Raw genomic sequence first — 22,954 nt, 5'->3', positions numbered from 1 at the left:
CGCGAAACACACTCAAGAAGCCGCCGCGCACGCCGTTACCCAGTGCATGGCGCGTCGCAGCAACCTGCTGCAACCGTCAGACAAAAACGACAAGGTCCGGCTCGCCCGGACCAGCGCCACCGCCGGCACGACGGTTATCTACGAGGATCGACTTTCAACATGAGAGCCAAACGTTTCAATTTCGCGCTGGCGCGCCCCGCACATGCGCGCATGCTCGCCGGCATGCTGTCCGCCGCCGCCCTGCTGCCCCTTGCCGGTTGCGGCGGAGGCGGCGGCGACGGCAGCAACCCGTCTTCGTCCAACGCGTCACCCGCACCGGCGCCTGCGCCTGCGCCGGCGCCCACGCCCGCGCCGACCACCCCGCCCGCGTCGTCCGGCACCAATGCGTGCACGTCGCAGCAGGCCGCCGTGCAGATGGCCGCGCAGACCGCACCGGTCGAGCCGCCGGTCGATCACCTCATCGTCAAGCTGAAGACGCTGACGGCCCCCCGAGCGATGGCGGCCGTCGACAACGGTGCGCGACTCGACGCGGTGATCCAGCGCGCGATGACGCGCTGGACGGCGCCGGTGACCGGCAGCGCCCGTGCGTACGCGAGCACGGTCGCGCAAACGCCGGTGAACGTGCAGGTCGAGCGCACCATCTCGAACGGCGCGGCCGTGCTGTCGCTCGGCCAGCGCATGGCCGCCACCGATGCCGCCGCGCTCGCGCAGGCGTTCGCGGCCGACGGCGATGTCGACTACGCGGAACCCGATCACCCGATGCAGATCCGCGACACGCCGAGCGACCCGCTCTACAACCAGCAGTGGTATCTGTCCGACCCGACCGCCGGCATCGACCTGCCGCCCGCATGGAACGTGACCAAGGGTTCGCCGACCGTCGTCACGGCCGTGCTCGACACCGGCTATCGGCCGCACGGCGACCTCGTCGGCAACCTGCTGTCCGGCTACAGCTTCATCAGCAACGTCAACACCAGCAACAACGGCTTGACGCGCGGCCCGGACGCGACCGATCCGGGCGACTGGGTCACGCAGCAGGAACTCGACAACGCCAACGGCCCGTTCTATCACTGCGCGAGCCAGCCGAGCGACAGCAGCTGGCACGGCACGCGCGTGATGGGCGTGATCGGCGCGACCGCCAACAACGGCACCGGTATCGCCGGCGTATCGTGGCTCGGCCAGATCCTGCCGGTGCGCGTACTCGGCAAGTGCGGCGGCGTGACGAGCGACATCGCCGACGGCATGCGCTGGGCAGCCGGCATTCCGGTGACCGGTGTACCGACGAACCCGCGGCCGGCGAAGATCATCAACCTGAGCCTCGGTGGAGTCGGCGCGTGCAGCACGACGTTCCAGCAGGCGATCGACGACGTGACCGCGAAAGGCGTGACCGTGGTCGTCGCGGCCGGCAACGACGGCCTGTCGACCGGGCTCGACCAGCCCGCCAACTGCCGCGGCGTGATCACCGTCGGCGCGACCGATGCGACGGGCCGCCGCGCATCGTTCAGCAACTTCGGCGCCGATGTCGCGCTGAGCGCACCGGGCGTCAACATCCTGTCGACGTCGAACACCGGCACGACGACGCCGGGCTCGGACACCTACGGCCTCGCGAACGGCACCAGCCTCGCGACGCCGCAGGTGACGGGGGTCGCCGCGCTGATGCTGTCGGTGAACGGCAACCTCACGCCCGCGCAGATCCTGCAGAAGCTGCAAGGCGGCACGCGCGCGGCGAAGCTGGCGGCCGGCACGTCGTGCACCGCGCTGCCGGCCGGCTCGGGCATCCTCGATGCGGGCGCCGCCGTCGCGACCGCGAACCAGTAACCGGCACCGCGTTCGACGCAGCCGCGCGCATGCCGACAAGGTGTGCGCGCGGCTGTTTCGTTGCGGGCTGTCCGGCGCGCCCGCGAACGCACACCGGCGCGATCAAGCATCTCGAAATAACGCCTGACAAAAGGGTTGACGCTTCGCACAGCGAGCCATTACCATCGCCCCCGTCTAGTTACATGGAGTGTTCTGTGAACACCGATGCGAGTTGTAGTTGGTCCCTGGCCAACTTGACTGCTGCCTGAGGAAAACGCGCAGAGCCTCGTCTTCTGCCGCATCCCGGGAAGCAGGATGCGGCGCCCTTCCGGCCTGACCACGGGCCAGATCTCCCGCCGAATTTTTCGATGTTGTCGAATGCACGCGACGCGCCGTCGCGCGCGTGCGTTCGTGTTGCGCGCGGCGCCAGCCGCGTGCGCTCTCCGTTCGCGTGCCGTCCGGCCGCGCGCCTCGTTGCGCGCGCCGCCGCCGATCGCCCGTGCCGACTATCCGCAACCGACAGGAGTGCAGATGAACTCAGACGACAGTAGTCGATTACCGCTCGCCGGTGCGACGCTGCGCATCGACACGCCGTCCGCATCATGCGCGCCGGCGAGCGTTCCCGCCTTTACCGATCCACAGCCGATCGCGCCTGACGCGACGCGGCGGGGAGCGCTCGTGCGTCGATAGCGTCACGGTCGCTCCCCGCCCGCCGCCTCGTGCGCAAGGAGCGATTCATGACGACACGACACAACACCTCGCACAAGAAACAGCGCGGCTTCATCAAGGCCGGCGCCGGCCAGCAGAACGAACCGCGCACCATGCGCGCCGCGCAGGAAGCGGCCCGCCCGCTCGAAGACACGCTGAAGTCGCTGCACACCAGCACGCGCGGCCTCACCTACGACCAGGCCGCCGACCGCCTGCAGCAGCATGGCCCGAACGAAATCGCGCACGACAAGCCGCCGCACTGGACCCGGCAGTTGCTGCTCTCGTTCCACAACCCGTTCGTCTACGTGCTGCTGGTTCTGGCCGCCATCAGCTTCTTCACCGACGTCTACTTCGCGGCGCCCGACGAGCGCGACTACGTCGGCATGACGATCCTGCTGACGATGGTCACGATCAGCGCGCTGCTGCGCTTCGTGCAGGAATTCCGTTCGCTGCGCGCGGCCGAGAAGCTCAAGGCGATGGTCCGCACGACCGCGACCGTGCAGCGCGCGGTGACCGACACGGCCGAGCCGTCGCGCCGCGAAGTGCCGATGCGCGACGTCGTCGTCGGCGACATCGTGCATCTTTCCGCCGGCGACATGATCCCCGCCGACGTGCGGCTGCTCGCGTCGCGCGACCTGTTCATCAGCCAGGCGGTGCTGACCGGCGAGGCGCTGCCCGTCGAGAAGTACGACACGCTCGGCGCGGTGGCCGGCAAATCCGCGGGCACGCACGCGGCGAGCGCGGCCAATGGCGCACCGGCGTCGCTGCTCGATCTCGAGAACGTCTGCTTCATGGGCACCAACGTCGTCAGCGGCACGGCGACGGCCGTCGTCGTCGCGACCGGCGAAGAGACCTACTTCGGCTCGCTCGCGCGCAACGTCGTGAGCCACAAGCGCATCGAGACGAGCTTCGACCGCGGCGTCGCGAGCGTCAGCTGGCTGCTGATCAAGTTCATGTTCGTGATGGTGCCGATCGTGTTCATGATCAACGGCCTGACCAAGGGCGACTGGCTGAGCGCCCTCACGTTCGCGCTCGCGGTGGCCGTGGGCCTCACGCCGGAGATGCTGCCGATGATCGTCAGCGCGAACCTCGCGCGCGGCGCGGTCGCGATGGCGCGCCGCAAGGTCGTCGTCAAGCGGCTGAACTCGGTGCAGAACTTCGGCGCGATGGACGTGCTGTGCACCGACAAGACCGGCACGCTCACGCAGGACAAGATCATCCTCGAACATCACCTCGACCTGTCCGGCCACAAGAACGAGGACATCCTGCGGCTCGGCTGGCTGAACAGCTTCCACCAGAGCGGCCAGAAGAACCTGATCGACATCGCGGTCGTCGCGCGCGCCGACGAGATCGGCGAACGCGTGAAGCCGCAGGGTTACAAGAAGATCGACGAACTGCCGTTCGACTTCGTGCGGCGCCGCCTGTCGGTCGTCGTCGAGGACACGCGCGGCACGCATCTGCTGATCTGCAAGGGCGCGGTCGAGGAAATGCTGGCGGTGTCGACGCACGTGCAGGATGAAGACGGCGTACGCCCGCTCGACTACGTGGCCCGCAAGCGGCTGCTCGAACAGGCCACCGCGTACAACGAGGACGGCTTTCGCGTGCTCGTGCTCGCCACGCGCACGATCCCGCGCGGCGACGAGCGTGCGCAATACCGCACCGCCGACGAACACGATCTCGTCGTGCGCGGCTTCCTGACCTTCCTCGATCCGCCGAAGGAGTCGGCCGCACCGGCGCTCGCCGCGCTGCGCGAGAACGGCGTCGCGGTGAAGGTGCTGACGGGCGACAACCCGACCGTCACGATGAAGGTGTGCCGCCAGGTCGGCCTCGAACCGGGCAAGCCGATGCTCGGCACGGAAATCGAAGCGCTCGACGACGACACGCTCGCCAAGGTGGTCGAACGCACGACCGTGTTCGCGAAGCTCACGCCGCTGCAGAAGGCGCGCATCGTCAAGGCGCTGCAGGCGAACGGTCACACCGTCGGCTTCCTCGGCGACGGCATCAACGATGCGCCCGCGCTGCGCGACGCCGACGTCGGCATCTCGGTCGACAGCGGCGCCGACATCGCGAAGGAAACCGCCGACATCATCCTGCTCGAAAAGAGCCTGATGGTGCTGGAGGAAGGCGTGATCAAGGGCCGCGAGACGTTCGGCAACATCCTGAAGTACCTGAACATGACGGCCAGCTCCAACTTCGGCAACGTGTTCTCGGTGCTGGTCGCCAGCGCGTTCCTGCCGTGGGAGCCGATGCTCGCGACGCAACTGCTCGTGCTGAACCTGATCTACGACACGTCGCAGATGCTGCTGCCGTGGGACAAGATGGACCCCGAGTTCCTGAAGAAGCCGCGCAAGTGGGAAGCCGGCAACATCAGCCGCTTCATGCTGTGGGTCGGGCCCACGTCGTCGGTATTCGACATCACGACGTACATCCTGATGTGGACGGTGTTCGGTGCGGGCGCGCTGTATCACCTGAACGGCGGCGCGAGTGGCCAGATCGTGATGAACTCGGGCTGGTTCATCGAGAGCCTCGTGTCGCAGACGCTCGTCGTGCACCTGCTGCGCACGCAGAAGATCCCTTTCCTGCAGAGCACGGCGTCGCTGCCGGTGCTGCTGTCGACCTTCACCGCGATCGCGATCGGCTGCTGGCTGCCGTTCTCGCCGTTCGCGGAAGCGATCGGCTTCATGCACCTGCCGGGCACCTACTGGCTGTGGCTCGCCGCGACGATGGTCGGCTACATCGTGCTTGCGCAGATCGTCAAGACGATCTACGTGCGCCGCTACAAGCAGTGGTTCTGATCGCGCTCGGATGACGATGCGCCGGCCCGTGCGCCACCCGCACGGGTCGCCCCCCGATCTGCCGTCGTTCGGCGATGAACGGGCCGCCTCGGCGGCCCGTTTTTTCATTCAGCGGGCATCGTTCGCGCCGAACAGCTGCGCGCACACCGCGCGCCCCTCGCCGGTCAGCGCGGCACTGCCGGTCCCGTCTTCGTTCAGCGTCGTCGCGCTCAGGCCGGCGGCGTCGAGTTGCGTCAACACGCGGCGCAGCGTGCTCATCGGCAATTGCGCGCGCTTCGCGATCTTCGGCAGCGACCATGGCTTGCCGGCCGGACCGCTGGCGGCTTCGTTCAGCGTCGCGAGCGTGGCGACGAGCGCGGGATCGAGCGGGGATTCGTCGGATTCTGAAGTCATCGGTTCGGGTTCGTCGGCCGGCGTCGCGCCGGCATGCAGGAAGAAAGCGATCGCGGACACTATACGCCGCGTCACGCCCCCTTGAGCGCCGCGCGCATGAACGACACGAAACGCGTGGTGACGGGATCGTCGCGATCGGAGCGCCACGCGAGCCCCACGCGCCACTTCGCGTCCCGGCCGTCGAGCGGCAGCACCGTCGCGTCGCGCAACAGGTACTGTGCGCTCGACGGGATGAACGCGACACCACCGCCGGCCGCGACCGACGTCAGCACCGATTGCACGTCCTCCGCCTGCTGCATCACGTGCGGCACGAAGCGCCGCGCGACGCACCATCGGTCGATCTGCGCGGCCAGCCCGGGACCACGCGCACGCTGCAGCGCGATGAAGCCGATCTCGTTGAGCACGTCGAGGTCGGCCGGCACGCGCTTGAAGCCGAGATGCGGCGGTACCGCGAGCGCGAGCGCTTCGTCGATCACCTTGAACGACGACAAGCCTTCGTCGGAAGGCAGGCGCAGGAAACCGGCGTCGAGCTTGCCGGTGCGCAGCCGGCGCGTCTGTTCGGACGACGACAGGTCGCTCAGCGTCACCGCGATACCCGGATTGCAACGGCGGAATTCGGCGATCAGTTTCGGCACGAGCGTCAGCACGGACAGGCAGATGCCGAGCCGCAAATGCCCGCGCTGCCCGCTGGTCGCTTCCCGCGCACGCGCCAGGATTTCGTCGGCATCGCGCACGAGCGCCTGCGCGTCGGGCAGAAAGCGTTCGCCGAACGGCGTCAGCTCCGCGCCATGCCGACCGCGCTCGAACAGCTTGCCGCCGAGGCTCGCCTCGAGCGCGCCGATCTGCTTGCTGAGCGCAGGCTGACTCATGTGCAGCGCATCGGCCGCACGGCTGAAATGGCACAGCTCGGTGACCGTCAGGAATGTGCGCAGCAGTTTCAGTTCCATTCTTTAACGGAATCGTAACGATCGAAATATTCATTTTACCGATCGAATGCAATGGCGTTCAATACGGACATGCCCTTTCCGGAATTCACGTTCATGTCCCTCGATCCAGCGGCCGACTGCGTGGCCGAGCCGTCATGCGATGTCGCGGGTGCAAACGCTCGCGCAGTGGCCGCCGAGACCCGCGCACCGAAGCGTCGTGCCGAGCGCACGGACGGGCGCAGCCGCCGCTTTCGCTTCGGCGATGCCCTGGAAGACGCGCCGCCACGCGCGGTGACCGGTTCGATCGCGATCAGTTTTGCGGTCGTGTCGCGGCGGAACTGGCCGCGCTGAACCGCGTGGCTGCGCGCCTTTCACCCCACACCCACCGCGGCCCGACAGCGCGAAAACGACCGAAATCCTCCCGCATCACGCGTCAATGCGCGTCATCCCATCGTCATCGCCCCGCGATCGACCGTATAATTTCCCGCACCCGCTGACCGCCCACGCATTCCGCGCAGCCGCATCGCGCGTGAAAAGGAGACTTTCGCTTGACCGGCCTCATCGCGCGCCTGCCTCGCGCCCGGACCACCCTGATCCTCGCCCTGTCGTTCCTGCTGCTCGCATTCGCCGCGAATGCGTCTGCGCAACGCGTACAACCGCATCGCGCCGCCCATGTGCAACCGCATGCCCATACGAAGGCCGTCAAGAAGAAACCCCATCGCAAGAAAAAGGCCGTCAAGCATCGTCGCTCGCGCGTGACGCATCAGGCGGCCAAACGCCACGCGGCGCCCGCGCCGCAGCAGCGGCGCGCGAAACGCACGGCCGCCGTGCGGCCGCGCCCGCCCGCGAAGCCGAAGCTGCTCGCCAGTTGCGGCTATACGCCGCGCGCGGTCGGTTCGCTGCATTCGCGCGCGGCCTACGTGCTCGACGTCGATTCCGGCACCCCGCTGCTGGCGCGCAACGCGCGTACCGTCCGGCCGATCGCATCGATCTCCAAACTGATGACGGCCGTCGTCGCGCGCGACGCCGATCGTCCGCTGAACGGCGTGCTGCGCGTGACCGCGCGCGATCGCGACACGATCAAGTTCACCGGTTCGCGGCTGCAGGTGGGCTCGGAACTGTCGCGCCGCGAGATGTTCCATATCGCGCTGATGTCGTCGGAGAATCGCGCGGCCGCCGCGTTGAGTCGCGACTATCCGGGCGGGCGCGTCGCGTTCGTCAAGGCGATGAACCGCGAAGCACGTCGGCTCGGCATGCGGCATACGCACTTCCGCGAGCCCACCGGCCTGTCGCCGCACAACGTATCGACCGCGGAAGATCTCGCGCGGCTCGTCGGCGCGGCCGCGCAGGATCCGTTGATCCGCTATTTCTCGACCGATCTGTCGACCACCGTGCGCCCCGGCGACGGCGAACTCGTGTACGTGAATTCCGACCCGCTCGTGCGCTACCGCCGCCTGCCGATCCGGCTGCAGAAAACCGGCTTCATCAACGAATCGGGGCACGGCGTCGTGATGCGCATGCGCGTGAAAGGCCGCCGCGAAACGGTCGTGCTGCTCGGTGCGCCGACGCGCGCCGGCGTATCGAGCGACGCCATCCGGATCCATCGCTGGCTGTCCTGTTCGATCCGGTAAACACACGCAGGCAGCCCGCACATTCACGCCAGGGGAGCGACGCCATGCAGGACGAATACCGCTTCAACGCATTCGGTCGGCTGCTCGCCGTCGTGCGCATGGACGGCCGCTGGGCCGTGTTCGATCTCGGCGCCGAAGGCAAGCGACGCCCGGCCAATCTGCAGATTCCGTCCGCGCTCGCCGCGGACGAACTCGGCCAGTATCTCGGCGATCTACTGCACGAAAACGCGACCCCGCGCTACAGCGAAGTCGTACCGGTCGCGCATCGGCGTACGTAATCGCGTGCCGGACGGCGTCGCCAACGGGCAATCAATTCGACAGTTAAACTTGCAAGTTTAACTGTCTTATTCTATGATTCGCCGCATGAACCCGCCACGCAAACCCGGCGTTTCCGCCGACGCCGTCGCCGCCGACCTGACCCTCGCGGTCGGCCAGCTCATCCGCCGGCTGCGCTCCGAGATCGATTCCGAAGGGCTCGGCATGTCCCAGACGAGCGCACTCGCACGGCTTCACCGGCACGGGCCGATGACGACTGCCGATCTCGCGCGCGCCGAAGCGATGAAGCCGCAGTCGATGAAGGCGATCCTCGCGAGCCTCGAGGAAGACGCGCTCGTCGAGCGCGAACCGCATCCGACCGACGGCCGCCAGATCCTGTTCAAACTCACCGCCGCCGGCCTCGACGCACGACACAAGCGCAACGCCGCGAAAAACAAGTGGCTCGGCGCCGCGATCGAGAAGCTCGATCCGCACGACATCGACACGCTCGCCGCCGCCATCCCGCTGATCCGCCGCATCGGCGAGCAATGAACCCGGCCGGCGCGCGACGCGGCATGCGCGCGCACGGCTTTCCCCGCCCTGTCCCCGGAGCCCCATCATGAGCGCAACCCGTCTCGACACGAACACGGCGCTGGTCGTCATCGACCTGCAGAAAGGCATCGTCGCCCTCCCCACCGCGCACCCGGTCGCACCGGTGATCGCCCGCACCCGCGAACTGCTCGACGCGTTCCGCAGCCGCGGCCTGCCGGTCGTGCTGGTCAACGTCGCGGGCGGCGCACCGGGCCGCACCGAGCAAGCGCCACGCACGGCGCAGCTTCCGGCCGACTGGACCGAACTCGTGCCCGAGCTGAACCGCCAGCCGACCGACCACGTCGTGACGAAGCAGACCTGGGGCGCTTTCACCGGCACCGGTCTCGACGCGCACCTGAAGGCAGCCGGCGTCACGCAGATCGTGCTGACCGGCGTCGCGACCAGCATCGGCGTCGAATCCACCGCGCGGCAGGCGCACGAACTCGGCTACAACGTGACGCTCGCCGTCGACGCGATGACCGACCTGAACGCGGACGCGCACGTCAACAGCGTCGAGCGGCTGTTCCCGCGTCTCGGCGAAACGGGCACGACGCAGGACATCGTCGCGCTGCTCGACCGGCGCGGCGCGTGAGCGACAAGCGCATCCGGCCGGCGCCGGGCCACGCGGCCGGCCGGCTCGATCCATCGATCTGGAAAGTCGGCGCGGTCGCGACGCTCGGCTCGCTGCTGTCGCAACTCGATGCGACGATCGTCAACGTGTCGCTGTCGAGCCTCGCGACCGACCTGCATGCCAGCCTGTCGACGATCCAGTGGGTGACGAGCGGCTACCTGCTCGCGCTGACGCTGGTGCTGCCGCTGAACGGCTGGCTCGTCGACCGCATCGGTGCGAAGGCGCTGTATCTGTGGTGCTTCTCGGCGTTCACGCTCACGTCGGCGCTGTGCGGGCTCGCGTGGTCCGCGCCGTCGCTGATCGCGTTTCGCGTGTTGCAAGGCGTCAGCGGCGGCCTGCTCGCGCCGATGGCGCAGATGATGATCGCGCGCGTCGCCGGCCAGCAGATGGCGCGCGCGATCGGCTACGCGGCGGTGCCGGTACTGCTCGCGCCGATCCTCGGCCCGGTCGTGGCCGGCGCGATCCTGCAGCACACGTCGTGGCGCTGGCTGTTTCTGGTGAACCTGCCCGTCGGCGCGCTCGCGCTCGCACTGGCCGCGCGGTTCCTGCCCGGCGACCAAGACGATGCGCCGCGGCGCGAACTCGACTGGCTCGGCCTCGCGTTGCTGTCGCCGGCGCTCGTGCTGTTTCTGTACGGCGTCGAGCGGATCGGCTCGACGCTCGGCATCGCGGCGGTCGCAAGCTCGGCGCTGCTGCTCATCGCGTTCCTGCGCTTCGAGCGCCGCCAGCGGGAACGTGCGCTGATCGACCTCGCGCTGTTTCGTTCGCGCGTATTCGGCGCGGCAGCGAGCACGCAATTTCTGTCGAACGGCGCGATGTATGCAGGCCAGATGCTGATTCCCGTGTTCCTGATCCAGGCGTGCGGGCGCTCGCCGGGAGAGATGGGCTGGCTGCTCGCGCCGCTTGGGCTCGGCATGCTCGTCACCTATCCGTCGATGGGCGCGCTGACGAACCGGTTCGGCGTGCGTCGGCTGGCCGCCGCCGGGGCATTGCTCGCACTCGTCGCCACGCTGCCGTTCGTCTTCATCGCGCTGACCGGGTACGATCCGCTCGTGCTCGTACCGGCGCTGTTTCTGCGCGGCATGGGCCAGAGCGCGATCGGCGCGCCGTCGATCGCCGCCGCGTACGCGTCGGTCGAGCGCCGCAACTTGCCGATGGCGACCACGTCGCTCAATATCGTGCAGCGGCTCGGCGGCCCGACGTTCACGACGCTGTGCACGCTGTTTCTCGCGTGGCGGCTGCAGGCCGAATCGACGACGGCCGGCGGCACGCAGGCCGTCGCCTATGCGTGGGCGTTCGGCCTGCTGTGCGCGCTGCATGCGGCAAGCTTCGTGACGACGCTGCGGCTGCCGTTGCGATCGTCCCGCGCAGGCGGCGGCGACTGACCTCGATATCCTGCCGGCCGGCGGCGGCCTGCCCGTCCTGCCGAATTTCTCGATCAACCTGCATGTGCCGCGCGGCCAGCACACGCCGGCCGCGGCGGAACTGGCCCGCTGCCTGCGCAACGGTTTCGCGCGCCTGCGCGCGCTCGCGTAGCGCCGCATCGCGCTACACCGTGCCCGGCTCCTGCGGCGCGGGTGTCGTACCGGCCGCCTCCAGCGCCTGATGCAGCGTGGCAAAGATGCACGTCGCGCCGACCACCTCGGTGATCCCGTGACGATCCATGTCCGCGCGCAGATAACGGTTCACGCGCCCGAACAGCACGCCGATCCCGCGCGCATGCAGCGACCTGACGAGATCGGTCAAGGTCCGCGCGGCCGAATAGTCGACGTCGGTGATCGCACCCGCATCGACGACGAACCAGCGCGGCGGGACGGGCGCCGCCTCGACGAGCTCGGTCACTTCGGCAGCGAACCGGTGATCGTTCGCGAAGAACAGGTCGGCGCCGAACCGGTAGACGATCAATCCGGGCGCCGTCATCGCGCCGCGCCGGGTCGGCACCGGCTGCCACCGGCCGTTGCCGGCCACGGGTTCGAGCACCATCGTATGCGGCTGGTAGCTGTGGCGCACGTGCCGCATCAGCGACAGCGCGACGGCCAGCAGGATGCCCTGCTCGACGCCGACCGTCACGACGGCCGCGGCCGTGATCAGCGCGAGCGTGAATTCGCCGGGGCTTTCCTCGCGGATCGCCGCGAGACTGCGCACGTTGATCAGCCCGAGCGCGATCGTGAACACGATGCCGGCCAGCACCGCATGCGGCAGATACTGCAAATACGGACTGAAGAACAGCAGCACGACGGCGACGACGACGGCGAACGCGAGATGCCCGATCTGGCTGCGCACGCCCGCGCCGTCGGCCATCGCCGTTTGCGTCGGGCTGCCGTTGACGACGAACGCACCGCCGAGCGCCGCCGCCGCGTTCGCGGCCGCGAGCCCGAGGATGTCGGCGTTGGTGTCGACGTCCTCGCCGTACTGCTGCGCGAATACGCGCGCGGCGGCCGCGCTCTGCGCGATGATCATCACGAAGCACGAAGCGGCAACCGGCACGAGATCGAGAAACTGCTGCCACGTGACGGACGGCCAGCGCAGCGGCGGCAGCCCGCCCGCCACGGGCCCGAGCACCGCGATGCCGTGCGCGGCGAAGCCGAACGCAGCGCTCGCGGCGATGCTGCCCGCGACCGCGATCATCGGCATCGGCACGCGCGGCAAGAACCGCTTGCACGCGAGAATCGCGACGACGACGAGCGCCGCGAGCGCGAGCGTCGGCCAGTGCGTGTGAGCCAGGTGCGTGACGACGTAGTCGAGTTGCGCGAGGCTGCGCGACGCCGGGTATGGCACGGCCAGGCCGAGCATGTCGCCGAGCATCGCGATCGACACCTGCACGCCGACGCCGGCGAGAAAACCGACCAGCACCGTGCGCGACAGGAAATCGGCGAGAAAGCCGAGCTTGAAGATGCGCGCGAGCAGCAGCATCGCGGCGGTCAGCAACGCGACCATGCCGGCCAGCGCCGCATAGTCGGCGCTGCCGGCCGGCGCCATCGACGACAGCCGGCTCGCGAAAATCGTCGCGGTCGCGGAGTCGGCGGCGACCACGAGATGGCGCGACGCGCCGAAGCACGCGAATGCAACGAGCGGCAGGAACACCGTGTAGAGCCCGGTGACGGCCGGCATGCCGGCGATGCGCGCGTAGCCGAGCACCTGCGGGATATCCATCGACGCGAGCGAAATGCCCGCGACGATGTCGCGTATCGCCGCCGCGCGGCGGATCGGAAGGAGGCCTTTCAGCAGCCGCACGCGTGACGGACGGCTTTCGTTGGAATCTGGCATGCGTGAAATGCGTGAGGTCGAAATGACGAGGCCGCGAACGGGTGCGCGACGGTGTCGCGTGTCGCTCACCGTCGCCGGACCGGCCGCGCACCAACGCGAACGACGCACCGACGACGCGTGTGACGTCCGCATGATTGCATGGATCGGCTATCGCGCGCATCGAAGCGCAACAGCCGGCCGTCGCGGCTTCCGGACGATCGCGCCCCGTGAACGACACGTCCGGCGCCCTGCTCGCACACCGGCTTGCGGTGACGTCGATTCGCCGCTCGTCTTCACCTTGATAGAGAGGATACCTGCACAAAGGTGAGCCGATTCGGGAGCCGATCGCCCGCCTTCGCGGCACGCCTCCGGAACCCGAAGGCACAATCACGGTCCCTTTCATGTGCCCTTCACCGGGCGCGCGCCGCGTCGCGGCGCCGATTCAACGCACAAGAAGGCCCCAGTCTGCTCCTATGACCCTGAACGAATCCTGGTTGACGCCGCTCGTCGGCATCCTCGTCCTGCTCGCCGCCGCCGGCGCGATCGCCGCCGTCGTGCATTTCCTGCTGTTTCGCGTGGTCGCGCGACTCGCGCGGCTGTCCGCCACGCGCGTCGACGACGCGTTGTTCGAATTCGGCGCCTTCAAATGGCTGAACCGCATCGTGCCGTTCGTCGTGATCAAGCTCGGGCTCGGCGCGGTGCCCGGCATTCCGGGCCTGGCCGCGCAGGTCGCCGACAAGGTGCTGTTCGCGCTGATCGTGTTCCTCGTGACGATGACCATCAGCGCGACGCTGTCCGCGCTCGAACACACGCACCGCACGTCCCGGCGCGACCAGCCGCGCCTGTCGCTGAAAGGCGCGATGCAGCTCGTCAAGCTCGTGATGTTCATCACGGCCGCGCTCGTCGTGATCGGTGATGCGACCGGCAAGCAGATCGGCCTGCTGCTGTCCGGCATCGGCGCGATGTCGGCGGTGCTGATGCTGATCTTCAAGGACACGCTGCTCGGCCTCGTCGCCGGCGTGCAGCTGTCGTCGAACGACATGCTGCGGATCGGCGACTGGATCACGATGCCGTCGGCCGGCGCGGACGGCACGGTGATCGACATCACGCTGAACACCGTCAAGGTCGCGAACTTCGATCACACGATCATCACGGTGCCGACGTGGAAGCTGATCACCGAGAGCTACCAGAACTGGCGCGGGATGACCGAGGCGGGCGGCCGCCGCATCAAGCGCGCGCTGTTCATCGATGCGACGAGCGTGCGCTTTCTGTCGAACGACGAGATCGAACGTCTCGAACGCCTGACGCTGCTGAAGGATTATCTCGAAGACAAGGTCGATGCGATCGCGCAATGGAACGGCACGCTGGGTGCGGCCGGCGACTGCCCGGCGAACCGCCGCCAGCTGACCAATCTCGGCACGTTCCGCGCATACGTCGCGAACTACCTGAAGGGCCATCCGCGCATCCGCCGCGACATGACGAACATGGCGCGGCAACTGCCGCTCACGGCCGAAGGCATTCCGCTCGAACTGTACTGCTTCACCGATACGACGACGTGGGTCGACTACGAGACCATCCAGGCCGACCTGTTCGACCACCTGATCGCGGTGCTGCCGGAGTTCGGGCTGCGCGTCTACCAGCATCCGTCGGGCTTCGACATGCGGCAGATGGTCGACACCGCGCAAGCCGCGCTGCAGGCGCCGCACGCGGGCTGATACCCGGCACGGCGGGCTGCCCTGCCGTCAGGCTGGGGCGCTCACCGCGCCGCGCACTCCGACGCGAGCCGCCCCAGCACCTTCAGCGCGTCCTCGATCTGCCGCGACCACGGGTAGCTGTAATTGAGCCGGATGAAATGCCGGTAATCGGCGCCGGCCGAGAACATGTGTCCGGGCCCGACCGTGATCCGCTGCGCGAGCGCCAGCGAATACAGCTTCATCGCGTCGACCTGCGGCGGCAGCTCGACCCACAGCACGTACCCGCCCTGCGGCTGCGACAGCCGCGTGCCTTCCGGGAAGAAACGCCGCACCATCGCGCTCATCAGGCTCGCCTGCTGCGCATACTGCTTGCGCATGCGCCGCAGGTGAAAGTCGTAGCCGTCGTATTTCAGGTACTCGGCGATCGCGAGTTGCTCGATCGCGGGCGTCGCGAGCGTATTCAGGAATTTCAGCTTCTCGACCTGGTCGCGGTAGCGGCCCGGCATCGCCCAGCCGATCCGGTAGCGCGGCGACAGGCTCTTCGTGAACGACGCGCAATGCAGCACCAGCCCGTCGCGATCGAACGACTTCAACGCGCTCGGCGCCGTGTCGCCGAAGTGCAGCTCGTGATAGACGTCGCTCTCGATCACCGGCACGCCGTGCTTCGCGAGCAGTTCGACCAGCGCGCGCTTGCGCGCATCGGGCATCTGGAAGCCGAGTGGATTCTGGAAGTTCGGCATCACCATGCACGCCGCGATGCGCTCGCTCGCGAGAATCCGCCCGAGCGCGTCGAGATCGATGCCGTCGCCCGGATGCGTCGCGACTTCCAGCGCGCGCATGCCCATCCGCTCGATCGCGTGCAGCATCGCGTAGAAGGTCGGCGACTCCACCGCGATCGTGTCGCCCGGTTTCGCGACCGCCTGCAGGCACAGGTTGATCGCCTCGGTCGCGCCGATCGTCATCACGATCTCGCCGGGCTCGACCGCGACTCCGCGCTCCGCATAGCGCCGCGCGATCTGGCGGATCAGCTCCTGGTTGCCGGGCGGCAGGTCGTCGATCACGCCCCAGCGCGTGCGGCGCCGCCCGATCGCCTGCGCATAGCGCGCGAGGCGCTGCACCGGAAACTGCGACGCGTCGGGATACGGCGAGCCGAGCGGCACCGCGTCGTCGCGCGCGATCGAGCGCAGCGTCGACAGCACGAGCCGGCTCACGTCCACGGCCGACGGCTCGGCGGCCGGCGCGGAGACATGCAATTCCGCCTCGGCCGGCGCCACGGCGCGCGCCCGCACGAAGTAGCCCGACTGCGGCCGGCTTTCGATCAGGCCGCGGCTTTCGAGCACGAGGTACGCGCGCAGCACGGTCGTGACGCTGAGCTGCTGCTGCCGGCTCGCCTGACGCACCGACGGAATCCGCTCGCCGGGCCGGTATACGCCCCGCTCGATCTGCGCCTGGAGATCGTCGGCCAGTTGTTCGTAACGCTTCACGCGCCTCCCTTTCAGCTTCCCTTCAGCAACACAGTTGCGATCCGCACTGTATGAATGGCCGAAACTGTACTCTTTTTTGAAGTGAACAGGTGTACACACAGCGGGACGGGTGCCGCGCGTACTCTGCACGCATCGACCCCGACACCCGCATCATGAAAAAGAAATCCGCCACCGCGCGCATCGAACCGTACACCCACCCGGCCGCCGGCTGGGGCGCGCTGAAAGCCGTCACGATCAACCTGATCAAGGAAAAGGTCGCCGGCGGCAACTACCGCACGCTGCTGCGCCAGAACCAGCCGGACGGCTTCGACTGCCCGGGCTGCGCGTGGCCCGACCGCCAGCACGCGTCGACGTTCGAATTCTGCGAGAACGGCGTGAAGGCCGTGGCCGCGGAAGCGACGAGCAAGCGCGTGACGCCCGACTTCTTCGCCGCGCACACGGTGACCGAACTGCTCGAACAGTCGGATTTCGAGCTCGAACAGCACGGCCGGCTCACCGATCCGATGGTGTACGACGCGCGGACCGACCGCTACGTGCCGATCGCATGGGACGACGCGTTCGAACTGATCGCCCGCCACCTGCGCGCACTGCCCGACCCGAACCAGGCCGCGTTCTACACGTCCGGCCGCGCCAGCAACGAGGCCGCGTTCCTGTATCAATTGTTCGTGCGGCGGTACGGCACCAACAACTTCCCCGACTGCTCGAACATGTGCCACGAGGCGACGAGCCGCGGGCTGCCGGCGTCGGTCGGGGTCGGCAAGGGCACCGTCACGCTCGACGATTTCGAGCATGCGGACACGCTGCTGATCTTCGGCCAGAACCCCGCGACCAACCACCCGCGGATGATGGGCGAGCTGCGCGAATGCGCGAAGCGCGGCGCGACGATCGTGTCGATCAACCCGCTGAAGGAGCGCGGCCTCGAACGCTTCGCCGATCCGCAAAGCCCGCTGGAGATGCTGACGATGTCGGGCACCAGGATCGCATCGACGTTCATCCAGCCGACGCTCGGCGGCGATTTCGCGCTGATCAAGGGAATGGCCAAGCGCGTGCTCGAACTCGACGACGACGCGCGCGCCGCCGGTGCGCCGCGCGTCATCGACACCGCGTTCATCGGCGAGCACACGGCCGGCTTCGACGCGTTCGCCGACGACCTGCGCGCCGAAAGCTGGTCCGCGCTGACGGCCGAAAGCGGCGTGCCGTACGAGCAGATCGACGCGCTCGCGCGGCTCTATGCGCGCAGCGAACGCGTGATCGCGACGTGGGGGATGGGCATCACGCAGCACAAGCATTCGGTCGCGACGGTGCAGATGCTGACCAACCTGATGCTGATGCGCGGCAACATCGGCCGCCCCGGCGCCGGCCTGTGCCCGGTGCGCGGCCATTCGAACGTGCAGGGCAACCGCACGGTCGGCATCGAGGAAAAGCCGTCGCAGGCGTTCCTCGACCGGCTCGGCCACGTGTTCGACTTCGAACCGCCGCGCCATCACGGCTACGACGTCGTCGAGACGATCGAAGCGATGCTCGACGGCCGCGTGAAGGTGCTGATCGGCCTCGGCGGCAACTTCGCGATGGCGACGCCCGACACGCCGCGCACGTGGGAAGGCATGCGCCGCTGCGAACTGTCGGTGCACATCACGACGAAGCTGAACCGCAGTCACCTGATCCACGGCCGCGACGCGCTGATCCTGCCGACGCTCGGCCGCACCGAGATCGACCTGCAGGACGACGTCGCGCAAGGCGTGACGGTCGAGGACTCGATGAGCATGGTCCACGTGTCGTACGGGATGAACAAGCCGGCTTCGCCGAACCTGATGTCGGAGCCCGCGATCGTCGCGCACATGGCGCACGCGCTGTTCGGCAGCGACACGATCGACTGGCTCGCGTACAAGGACGACTACGCGAAGATCCGCGATGCGATCGAGGCGACGCTCGACGGCTTCTACGACTACAACACGCGCATCGCGCGGCCGGGCGGCTTTCACCTGCGCGTGGCGTCGCGCGACCGCGAATGGCTCACGCCGACGGGCAAGGCGAATTTCATCGCGCACGCGCTGCCGACCGACACGCCGATCCAGCGTGCCCGCGCGCTGCACGGCGACCGGCTGATGACGCTGATGACGACGCGCTCGCACGACCAGTACAACACGACCGTCTACGGACTCGACGACCGCTATCGCGGCGTGTTCGGCCAGCGCCGCGTGGTGTTCGTCAACCGCGACGATCTCGCGATGCTCGGCCTGAAGGCCGGCGAATGGGTCGACATGGAAACCGTGTGGCACGACGGCATCGAGCGGCGCGCGGACGGCTTCCTGCTCGTCGAGTATGACATCCCGCGCGGCTGTATCGGCGCGTACTACCCGGAAACCAACCCGCTCGTGCCGCTCGACAGCGTCGGCGACGTGTGCAACACGCCGACGTCGAAGTCGGTGCCCGTGTTGCTGCATCGCGCGGCCGCGCCGGCGTCGATCGCCGCCTGACGGAGCACGACGATGATCGTTCGTCCGCGCGAACACTGGCTGCGGATGCTGCTCGTCTGGAACGGCTCGGTGCTGCCGACCATCCTGCCGCAACTCGTGCTGACGCTCGCGATCAGCCTCGTCGCCGTGTGGGGCGGCGGCCGCGTGCTCGGCGAGAAGGTGCCGCTGAATCCGACGCCGTTCACGCTGATCGGCCTGACGCTCGCGATCTTCGCCGGGTTTCGCAACAACGCCAGCTACGAACGCTATCGCGAGGGCCGGCAGCTGTGGGGCGGCGTGCTGACCGCCACGCGCACGCTGGTGTCGCAGGCGCTCTGCTACGGCGCGGTCGACCATGACGACGCATCGCGCCGCGCGTTCGTGCGCACGGTCGTCGCATTCGTCTACACGCTCAAGCATCAGCTGCGCGGCACCGATCCGGCCGCGGACCTGCGCGGGCTGCTCGACGGCGCGACCTATACGCGCGTCGCCGCTGCCCGGTTTCGTCCGGTCGTCGTCGTGCACGCGCTGCGCGAAGCGTTCGCCGCGCGCGCCGATGCGGGCCAGCTCGCCGACACGCGGCTGTGGATGCTCGATGCGCGCCTCGACGATCTCGTCGCGATGGTGAGCGGCTGCGAGCGCATCGCATCGACGCCGATTCCGTTTTCATACGACGTGCTGCTGCACCGGACCATCTACGCATATTGCGTGTTGTTGCCGTTCGGCCTCGTCGATTCGATCGGCGCGGCGACACCTTTTGTAACAGTTTTCGTCGCCTATACGCTGATCGCGCTCGACGCGATCGCGCATGCGATCGCCGAACCGTTCGGTGACGGGCCGAACCATCTCGCGCTCGATGCGATGACGCGGCAGATCGAGCGCACGCTGCTCGAACTGAACCGCGAGCCGCTGCCGGCCGAGGTGACGCCCGGCCCGTCGTACCGCCTCACCTGACCGGCCGCCCCGCCCGATCGCGCCGGCCGCGCAGGAAGTCGCCATGCTCGGCGGCCGCATCCGCGATCCGCCGCAGCAGGACCACGCCATTCAGCAACGCATGCGCGGCGTCGCCGTCGCGCGCGGCCACGCGACGGCGCAACAGGCGGGCCGCCGCGTCGCAGCTCCGTTCGAGCCGCGCGAAATCCGCCCGCGCAACGCGCCCGCGCACCGCCGCCGCCGCGCGGCGCGCGGCCGGTTCCCGCGTGGCCAGTTCAGCGAGCGCCAGCAGGCTGTCGCCGATTCCCCAGATCGCGAGCAGATCGCGCATGTCGTGCTCGATCTGCGTCTGCGGCACGCTGCCCGCGAACCCGAGCTCGCGCGCGAGCCGGTCGGCCGTGCGGCTCAGCCACGCGCTCGCCGACCACGCCCGCGGATCGCGCGCGATCCGCACCAGATCGCGGCGCACCGCGCGATGCAGGCGTCGCCGGCTCGTGCCGGGATCGCCGGGAAACACCAGCGCGAACACCAGCGCACCGAACGCGATGCCGAGCAGCGTCGCGAGCGCGCTGTTCAGGAACGCGGCGTCGCCGATGCGCGCCGTGTTGTTCGGCGACGTGAAATTCCAGAAGAAGATCGAGAACGCGCTGCCCATCGCGGCCGTGCGCGGATGGCGTATCGCCAGGCCGGTGCCGATCAGGAACACGCCGAGGATGTAGGCCAGCATCTCGAAGCCCGACACCGAGGGCAGCAGCGCGAAGTTGCAGACGACGCCCGCGACCGCCGCGCATGCCGTGCCTTTCATGAAACCGACGATCGCGCGCACCGAATTGGGGCGTGTCGAGAACAGTGCGCTCACCACCGCCGTGATCGCGACGAACCCGCCGCCCGCCGGCCACGCGGTGAAGATCCAGATCGCCGACGCGGCCAGCACCGCGATGAACGCGCGGACGCCGTTGTGACACGCGAGCACCGGATCGCGGTGGAACGCATAGCGCACGCGTGCAGGCGGCGGCACCGGCCGCTCGAGCAATGCCTGGCTCGCGAATGCGCGGTCGAAGCCGCCGAGCAGCGCCGACAGCCGGTCGAGCGTGAGCAGGCGCGACGTGTCGGTGCCGGCCGGCACGGCCACTTCGACCCGCAGGGCGGCGTCCACCCGTACGCGCAGCGCCGCCATCTCGTGCCCCGCGTCGCCCGACACGGCGACCCGGTCGAGCACGCCTGCCGCCTCGTCGACGAGCGGCTCCGGCGCACCGCCGGCGCGCGCCGCATGCTCGCGGATCGCCTGCCCGGCAGCCTGCGCGGCGAGCACACCGAGCGCCGCCACGCGCAGATGGCCGATCATGTTGCGCACCGGCGGCGCGCCGGCCGCCGCGTATTCGGCCGCCGTGTCGAGTTCGAGCGCGTCCGCGAACAGCCGGTGCACGGCCGCGTCGTTCGGCTCGCGGCGCAGCGCGCCCGCGCCGACCGCCACCGCGCGGTCGAGATAGCGCGCGAGCCGCGTGCGGACGTCCTTCAGCGGCGCGCCTGGTGCGAAGACCGTTTCAAACAGCGCACCGCACAGGATGCCGACCACCACGTACAGAAACCGCGCGACCGCGATATCGAACGCATGCAGCGGCGCCGATACCGCGTCCATCGCGACGATCGCGGCCGTATAGCCCGCGAGCACCGCCGCATACGCACGAAAATTCCGCTGGAACGTCGCGATGCCCGCGCACAGGCCGATCCACGCGGCGAGCGCGGGCAGGAACAATTGCGGCGTCTGCTCGAATGCGCTGGTCAGCGCGAGCGCCACGGTCGCCCCGATCGCGGTGCCGAGAATCCGGTACTGACTCTTCGACAGCCCCATCCCGCGGCTGCCCTGCGCGACGATCCACACGGTCGAGGCGGCCCAGATCGGATCGTCGAGATTCATGCGGAACGCGATATAGAGCGCGAGCAACGACGCGGCGGTATTGCGTAATGCGAAGCCGAGCGCGCCCGGCGGCAAGGTGGGCCACGCATCGCGCAGCGCGGCGCGCACGGCCGCGATCGGCGGCAGGCCGGGGACGGAAAATTTCATGCGTCGAGCATACGAGCGTGCGACGCGCGCCACTACCGGCCGAAACGGAATGCGGTATTGCAGCGCACGGAATAATCTGGACAACTGACATGAAAATGCAGTGGCAGGACCGACAACGGTAAGATGCGCGCAGGTTGAACACGTAACCAATTTGTATGGACCTCGATAGCATCCGAATCTTCTTGCGCGTAGTGGAACGCGGCAGTTTCACCGCCGCGTCCGTGGAACTCGACATGCCGCTCAGTCGCGTGAGCCGCAAGGTCAAGCACCTCGAGGACGATCTCGGCGTGCAACTGCTGTACCGGACCACACGCCGCGTGTCGGTCACCGAAGCCGGGCGCGATTACTACGATCGCTGCCTGCGCGCCGAGGACATCCTGCTCGACGCGGACCGCCAGGTCCGCACGCTTCGCACCGACCCCGAAGGCACGCTGCGCGTGCTGGTGCCCTATGCGATCGGCCTGTTCCAGCTCGAACCGGCGCTCGCCGAATTCCGCCGGCGCTACCCGCTGGTGCAGCTGGTGCTGATCTACGACAACAGTCCGCTCGACCTCGTCGAGCATGGCTTCGACGTCGCGCTGCGCGCGGGTCTGCTGAACGATTCGGGCTACGTCGCGCGCTCGCTCGGCTGGTCGCATGCGAAGCTCGCCGCGAGCCCGGCCTACCTGGATCGCACCGGCCGGCCGCGCACGCCGGACGATCTCGCGCAACACGACATCCTGTTCGTCGGCCGCGATGCGCCGGGCCTGACGCTGCGGCTCAGCAACACCGACGGCGAGCGGGCCGACGTCCCGGTGCAGCCCGTGCTGATCTCGAACGAATCGGTCACGGTATTGCGCCAGGCCACGAGCGGCGGCGGCATTGCGCTGATCTCCACGCATTTCACCGCGCGACGGCTCGCGAGGAACGAGCTCGAGATCGTGCTGCCCGACTGGCACCGTACGAACGACGTCGAGCTTCACGCGCTCTATCCGCGCCGCGCGACGCTCGACAGCAAGGTGCGGGCATTCGTCGAGTTCCTCACCGAACTGTTCGCCACCTGGCGAACCGCGCCGTAACCGCCTCGCACGGCCGGCAATCGATGCACGTCGACTACATTATTGCAGCGCAGGAAAGGAATTAATGAGCGCGCAAGCGTTGATCGTCGTTCGCCGCATGGTTAGCCTGTGGCGATGAAAAACGACCACACACGCCACGGCAGCCATGTGAGTGCTGCCCGCCGACGCGTCACGCGCGTCGCGCCCTCCTGAGCGGCGATAGCCGCCCCGCGAAGCCCGCCCCGGCTTCGCCATTCCGATTCACCGATCGAACCGCACACCGCACGCGACCGCGCCGCTTGTCGGGCCGCCGTG

General features: G+C 68.6%; 17 protein-coding genes and 1 pseudogene. 13 read left to right on the top strand and 5 right to left on the bottom strand.

Annotation, left to right across the window (positions count from 1 at the left end):
- Nucleotides 1-159 precede the first annotated feature (159 nt).
- Together DFS13_RS01480 and mgtA are read left to right on the top strand one after the other, a co-directional pair.
- Nucleotides 160-1,815 carry a S8 family peptidase gene (locus DFS13_RS01480; RefSeq protein ID WP_111441318.1) on the top strand — a complete coding sequence of 552 codons (1,656 nt, stop codon included), beginning with the start codon at nt 160-162 and terminating at the stop codon, nt 1,813-1,815.
- Between the two features lie 716 nt (nt 1,816-2,531).
- Nucleotides 2,532-5,297 carry a magnesium-translocating P-type ATPase gene (mgtA, locus tag DFS13_RS01465; protein ID WP_077021517.1) on the top strand — a complete coding sequence of 922 codons (2,766 nt, stop codon included), beginning with the start codon at nt 2,532-2,534 and terminating at the stop codon, nt 5,295-5,297.
- A gap of 108 nt (nt 5,298-5,405) precedes the next feature.
- On the opposite strand, the gene DFS13_RS01460 is transcribed toward mgtA, so the two are convergent.
- Together DFS13_RS01460 and DFS13_RS01455 are read right to left on the bottom strand one after the other, a co-directional pair.
- Nucleotides 5,406-5,690, bottom strand: a complete 285-nt coding sequence (locus tag DFS13_RS01460; RefSeq protein WP_034203332.1) for a hypothetical protein — start codon at nt 5,688-5,690, stop codon at nt 5,406-5,408.
- A gap of 71 nt (nt 5,691-5,761) precedes the next feature.
- A complete protein-coding gene (locus DFS13_RS01455; RefSeq protein WP_006481620.1) occupies nt 5,762-6,637 on the bottom strand; it encodes a LysR family transcriptional regulator in 876 nt (291 codons plus the stop codon).
- A 51-nt stretch (nt 6,638-6,688) separates the two neighbouring features.
- Between DFS13_RS01455 and DFS13_RS01450 the strand changes: the two genes are divergently transcribed.
- The 7 genes and pseudogenes from DFS13_RS01450 to DFS13_RS41135 form a co-directional block, all read left to right on the top strand.
- Nucleotides 6,689-6,967 (top strand): hypothetical protein, encoded by a 279-nt coding sequence (locus tag DFS13_RS01450; protein ID WP_006481623.1) that lies wholly within the window; start codon nt 6,689-6,691, stop codon nt 6,965-6,967.
- Nucleotides 6,968-7,164: 197 nt separating this feature from the next.
- A complete protein-coding gene (locus DFS13_RS01445) occupies nt 7,165-8,247 on the top strand; it encodes a serine hydrolase (RefSeq protein WP_006481625.1) in 1,083 nt (360 codons plus the stop codon).
- 44 nt (nt 8,248-8,291) lie between these two features.
- Nucleotides 8,292-8,525: a hypothetical protein gene (locus DFS13_RS01440; protein WP_006481634.1), complete on the top strand. Its 234-nt coding sequence runs from the start codon at nt 8,292-8,294 to the stop codon at nt 8,523-8,525.
- Between the two features lie 73 nt (nt 8,526-8,598).
- The gene (locus DFS13_RS01435; protein WP_006481621.1) at nt 8,599-9,054 is read left to right on the top strand and encodes a MarR family winged helix-turn-helix transcriptional regulator; all 456 of its coding nucleotides are present in this window, start codon (nt 8,599-8,601) and stop codon (nt 9,052-9,054) included.
- 67 nt (nt 9,055-9,121) lie between these two features.
- Nucleotides 9,122-9,685: an isochorismatase family protein gene (locus tag DFS13_RS01430; protein ID WP_006481616.1), complete on the top strand. Its 564-nt coding sequence runs from the start codon at nt 9,122-9,124 to the stop codon at nt 9,683-9,685.
- Nucleotides 9,682-11,109, top strand: a complete 1,428-nt coding sequence (locus tag DFS13_RS01425; RefSeq protein ID WP_111441317.1) for a DHA2 family efflux MFS transporter permease subunit — start codon at nt 9,682-9,684, stop codon at nt 11,107-11,109. Before DFS13_RS01430 ends, DFS13_RS01425 begins: the two co-directional genes overlap by 4 nt.
- Nucleotides 11,108-11,260, top strand: a pseudogene (locus DFS13_RS41135) (transcriptional regulator); the annotation flags it as partial. The gene DFS13_RS01425 and the pseudogene DFS13_RS41135, both read left to right, overlap by 2 nt.
- Nucleotides 11,261-11,272: 12 nt before the next feature.
- Here the strand turns inward: DFS13_RS41135 and DFS13_RS01415 are convergent.
- Entirely contained in the window at nt 11,273-12,991 is a 1,719-nt protein-coding gene (locus DFS13_RS01415) for a SulP family inorganic anion transporter (protein WP_034202221.1), read from the bottom strand.
- Between the two features lie 452 nt (nt 12,992-13,443).
- On the opposite strand from DFS13_RS01415, the gene DFS13_RS01410 reads away from it, so the two are divergent.
- On the top strand, nt 13,444-14,685 hold the full coding sequence (locus DFS13_RS01410; RefSeq protein WP_111441316.1) for a mechanosensitive ion channel family protein: 1,242 nt from the start codon (nt 13,444-13,446) through the stop codon (nt 14,683-14,685).
- A 41-nt stretch (nt 14,686-14,726) separates the two neighbouring features.
- On the opposite strand, the gene DFS13_RS01405 is transcribed toward DFS13_RS01410, so the two are convergent.
- Nucleotides 14,727-16,148, bottom strand: coding sequence for a PLP-dependent aminotransferase family protein (locus DFS13_RS01405; protein ID WP_109342548.1), 1,422 nt, complete (start codon nt 16,146-16,148; stop codon nt 14,727-14,729).
- A 152-nt stretch (nt 16,149-16,300) separates the two neighbouring features.
- Between DFS13_RS01405 and DFS13_RS01395 the strand changes: the two genes are divergently transcribed.
- Nucleotides 16,301-18,625, top strand: a complete 2,325-nt coding sequence (locus DFS13_RS01395; RefSeq protein WP_006494665.1) for an FdhF/YdeP family oxidoreductase — start codon at nt 16,301-16,303, stop codon at nt 18,623-18,625.
- Nucleotides 18,626-18,637: 12 nt separating this feature from the next.
- Nucleotides 18,638-19,558, top strand: a complete 921-nt coding sequence (locus DFS13_RS01390) for a bestrophin family protein (protein WP_006481614.1) — start codon at nt 18,638-18,640, stop codon at nt 19,556-19,558.
- On the opposite strand, the gene DFS13_RS01385 is transcribed toward DFS13_RS01390, so the two are convergent.
- Nucleotides 19,551-21,602, bottom strand: a complete 2,052-nt coding sequence (locus tag DFS13_RS01385) for an FUSC family protein (protein WP_111441315.1) — start codon at nt 21,600-21,602, stop codon at nt 19,551-19,553. The two genes, DFS13_RS01390 and DFS13_RS01385, sit on opposite strands and share 8 nt — an antisense overlap.
- 155 nt (nt 21,603-21,757) lie before the next feature.
- On the opposite strand from DFS13_RS01385, the gene DFS13_RS01380 reads away from it, so the two are divergent.
- On the top strand, nt 21,758-22,660 hold the full coding sequence (locus DFS13_RS01380; RefSeq protein ID WP_006483836.1) for a LysR family transcriptional regulator: 903 nt from the start codon (nt 21,758-21,760) through the stop codon (nt 22,658-22,660).
- Nucleotides 22,661-22,954 lie beyond the last annotated feature (294 nt).

This window comes from Burkholderia sp. 28_3, assembly GCF_003253915.1.
Lineage (GTDB): Bacteria > Pseudomonadota > Gammaproteobacteria > Burkholderiales > Burkholderiaceae > Burkholderia > Burkholderia cenocepacia.
Note: the sequence above shows the minus strand (reverse complement) of the source record. Positions and strands in the feature narration are given on the sequence as shown.

Coding starts and splice junctions, on each gene's coding strand:
- DFS13_RS01480 (WP_111441318.1), top strand. CDS start 160: ATGAGAGCCAAACGTTTCAATTTCGCGCTGGCGCGCCCCGCACATGCG.
- mgtA (WP_077021517.1), top strand. CDS start 2,532: ATGACGACACGACACAACACCTCGCACAAGAAACAGCGCGGCTTCATC.
- DFS13_RS01460 (WP_034203332.1), bottom strand. CDS start 5,690: ATGACTTCAGAATCCGACGAATCCCCGCTCGATCCCGCGCTCGTCGCC.
- DFS13_RS01455 (WP_006481620.1), bottom strand. CDS start 6,637: ATGGAACTGAAACTGCTGCGCACATTCCTGACGGTCACCGAGCTGTGC.
- DFS13_RS01450 (WP_006481623.1), top strand. CDS start 6,689: ATGGCGTTCAATACGGACATGCCCTTTCCGGAATTCACGTTCATGTCC.
- DFS13_RS01440 (WP_006481634.1), top strand. CDS start 8,292: ATGCAGGACGAATACCGCTTCAACGCATTCGGTCGGCTGCTCGCCGTC.
- DFS13_RS01435 (WP_006481621.1), top strand. CDS start 8,599: ATGATTCGCCGCATGAACCCGCCACGCAAACCCGGCGTTTCCGCCGAC.
- DFS13_RS01430 (WP_006481616.1), top strand. CDS start 9,122: ATGAGCGCAACCCGTCTCGACACGAACACGGCGCTGGTCGTCATCGAC.
- DFS13_RS01415 (WP_034202221.1), bottom strand. CDS start 12,991: ATGCCAGATTCCAACGAAAGCCGTCCGTCACGCGTGCGGCTGCTGAAA.
- DFS13_RS01410 (WP_111441316.1), top strand. CDS start 13,444: ATGACCCTGAACGAATCCTGGTTGACGCCGCTCGTCGGCATCCTCGTC.
- DFS13_RS01395 (WP_006494665.1), top strand. CDS start 16,301: ATGAAAAAGAAATCCGCCACCGCGCGCATCGAACCGTACACCCACCCG.
- DFS13_RS01390 (WP_006481614.1), top strand. CDS start 18,638: ATGATCGTTCGTCCGCGCGAACACTGGCTGCGGATGCTGCTCGTCTGG.
- DFS13_RS01385 (WP_111441315.1), bottom strand. CDS start 21,602: ATGAAATTTTCCGTCCCCGGCCTGCCGCCGATCGCGGCCGTGCGCGCC.
- DFS13_RS01380 (WP_006483836.1), top strand. CDS start 21,758: ATGGACCTCGATAGCATCCGAATCTTCTTGCGCGTAGTGGAACGCGGC.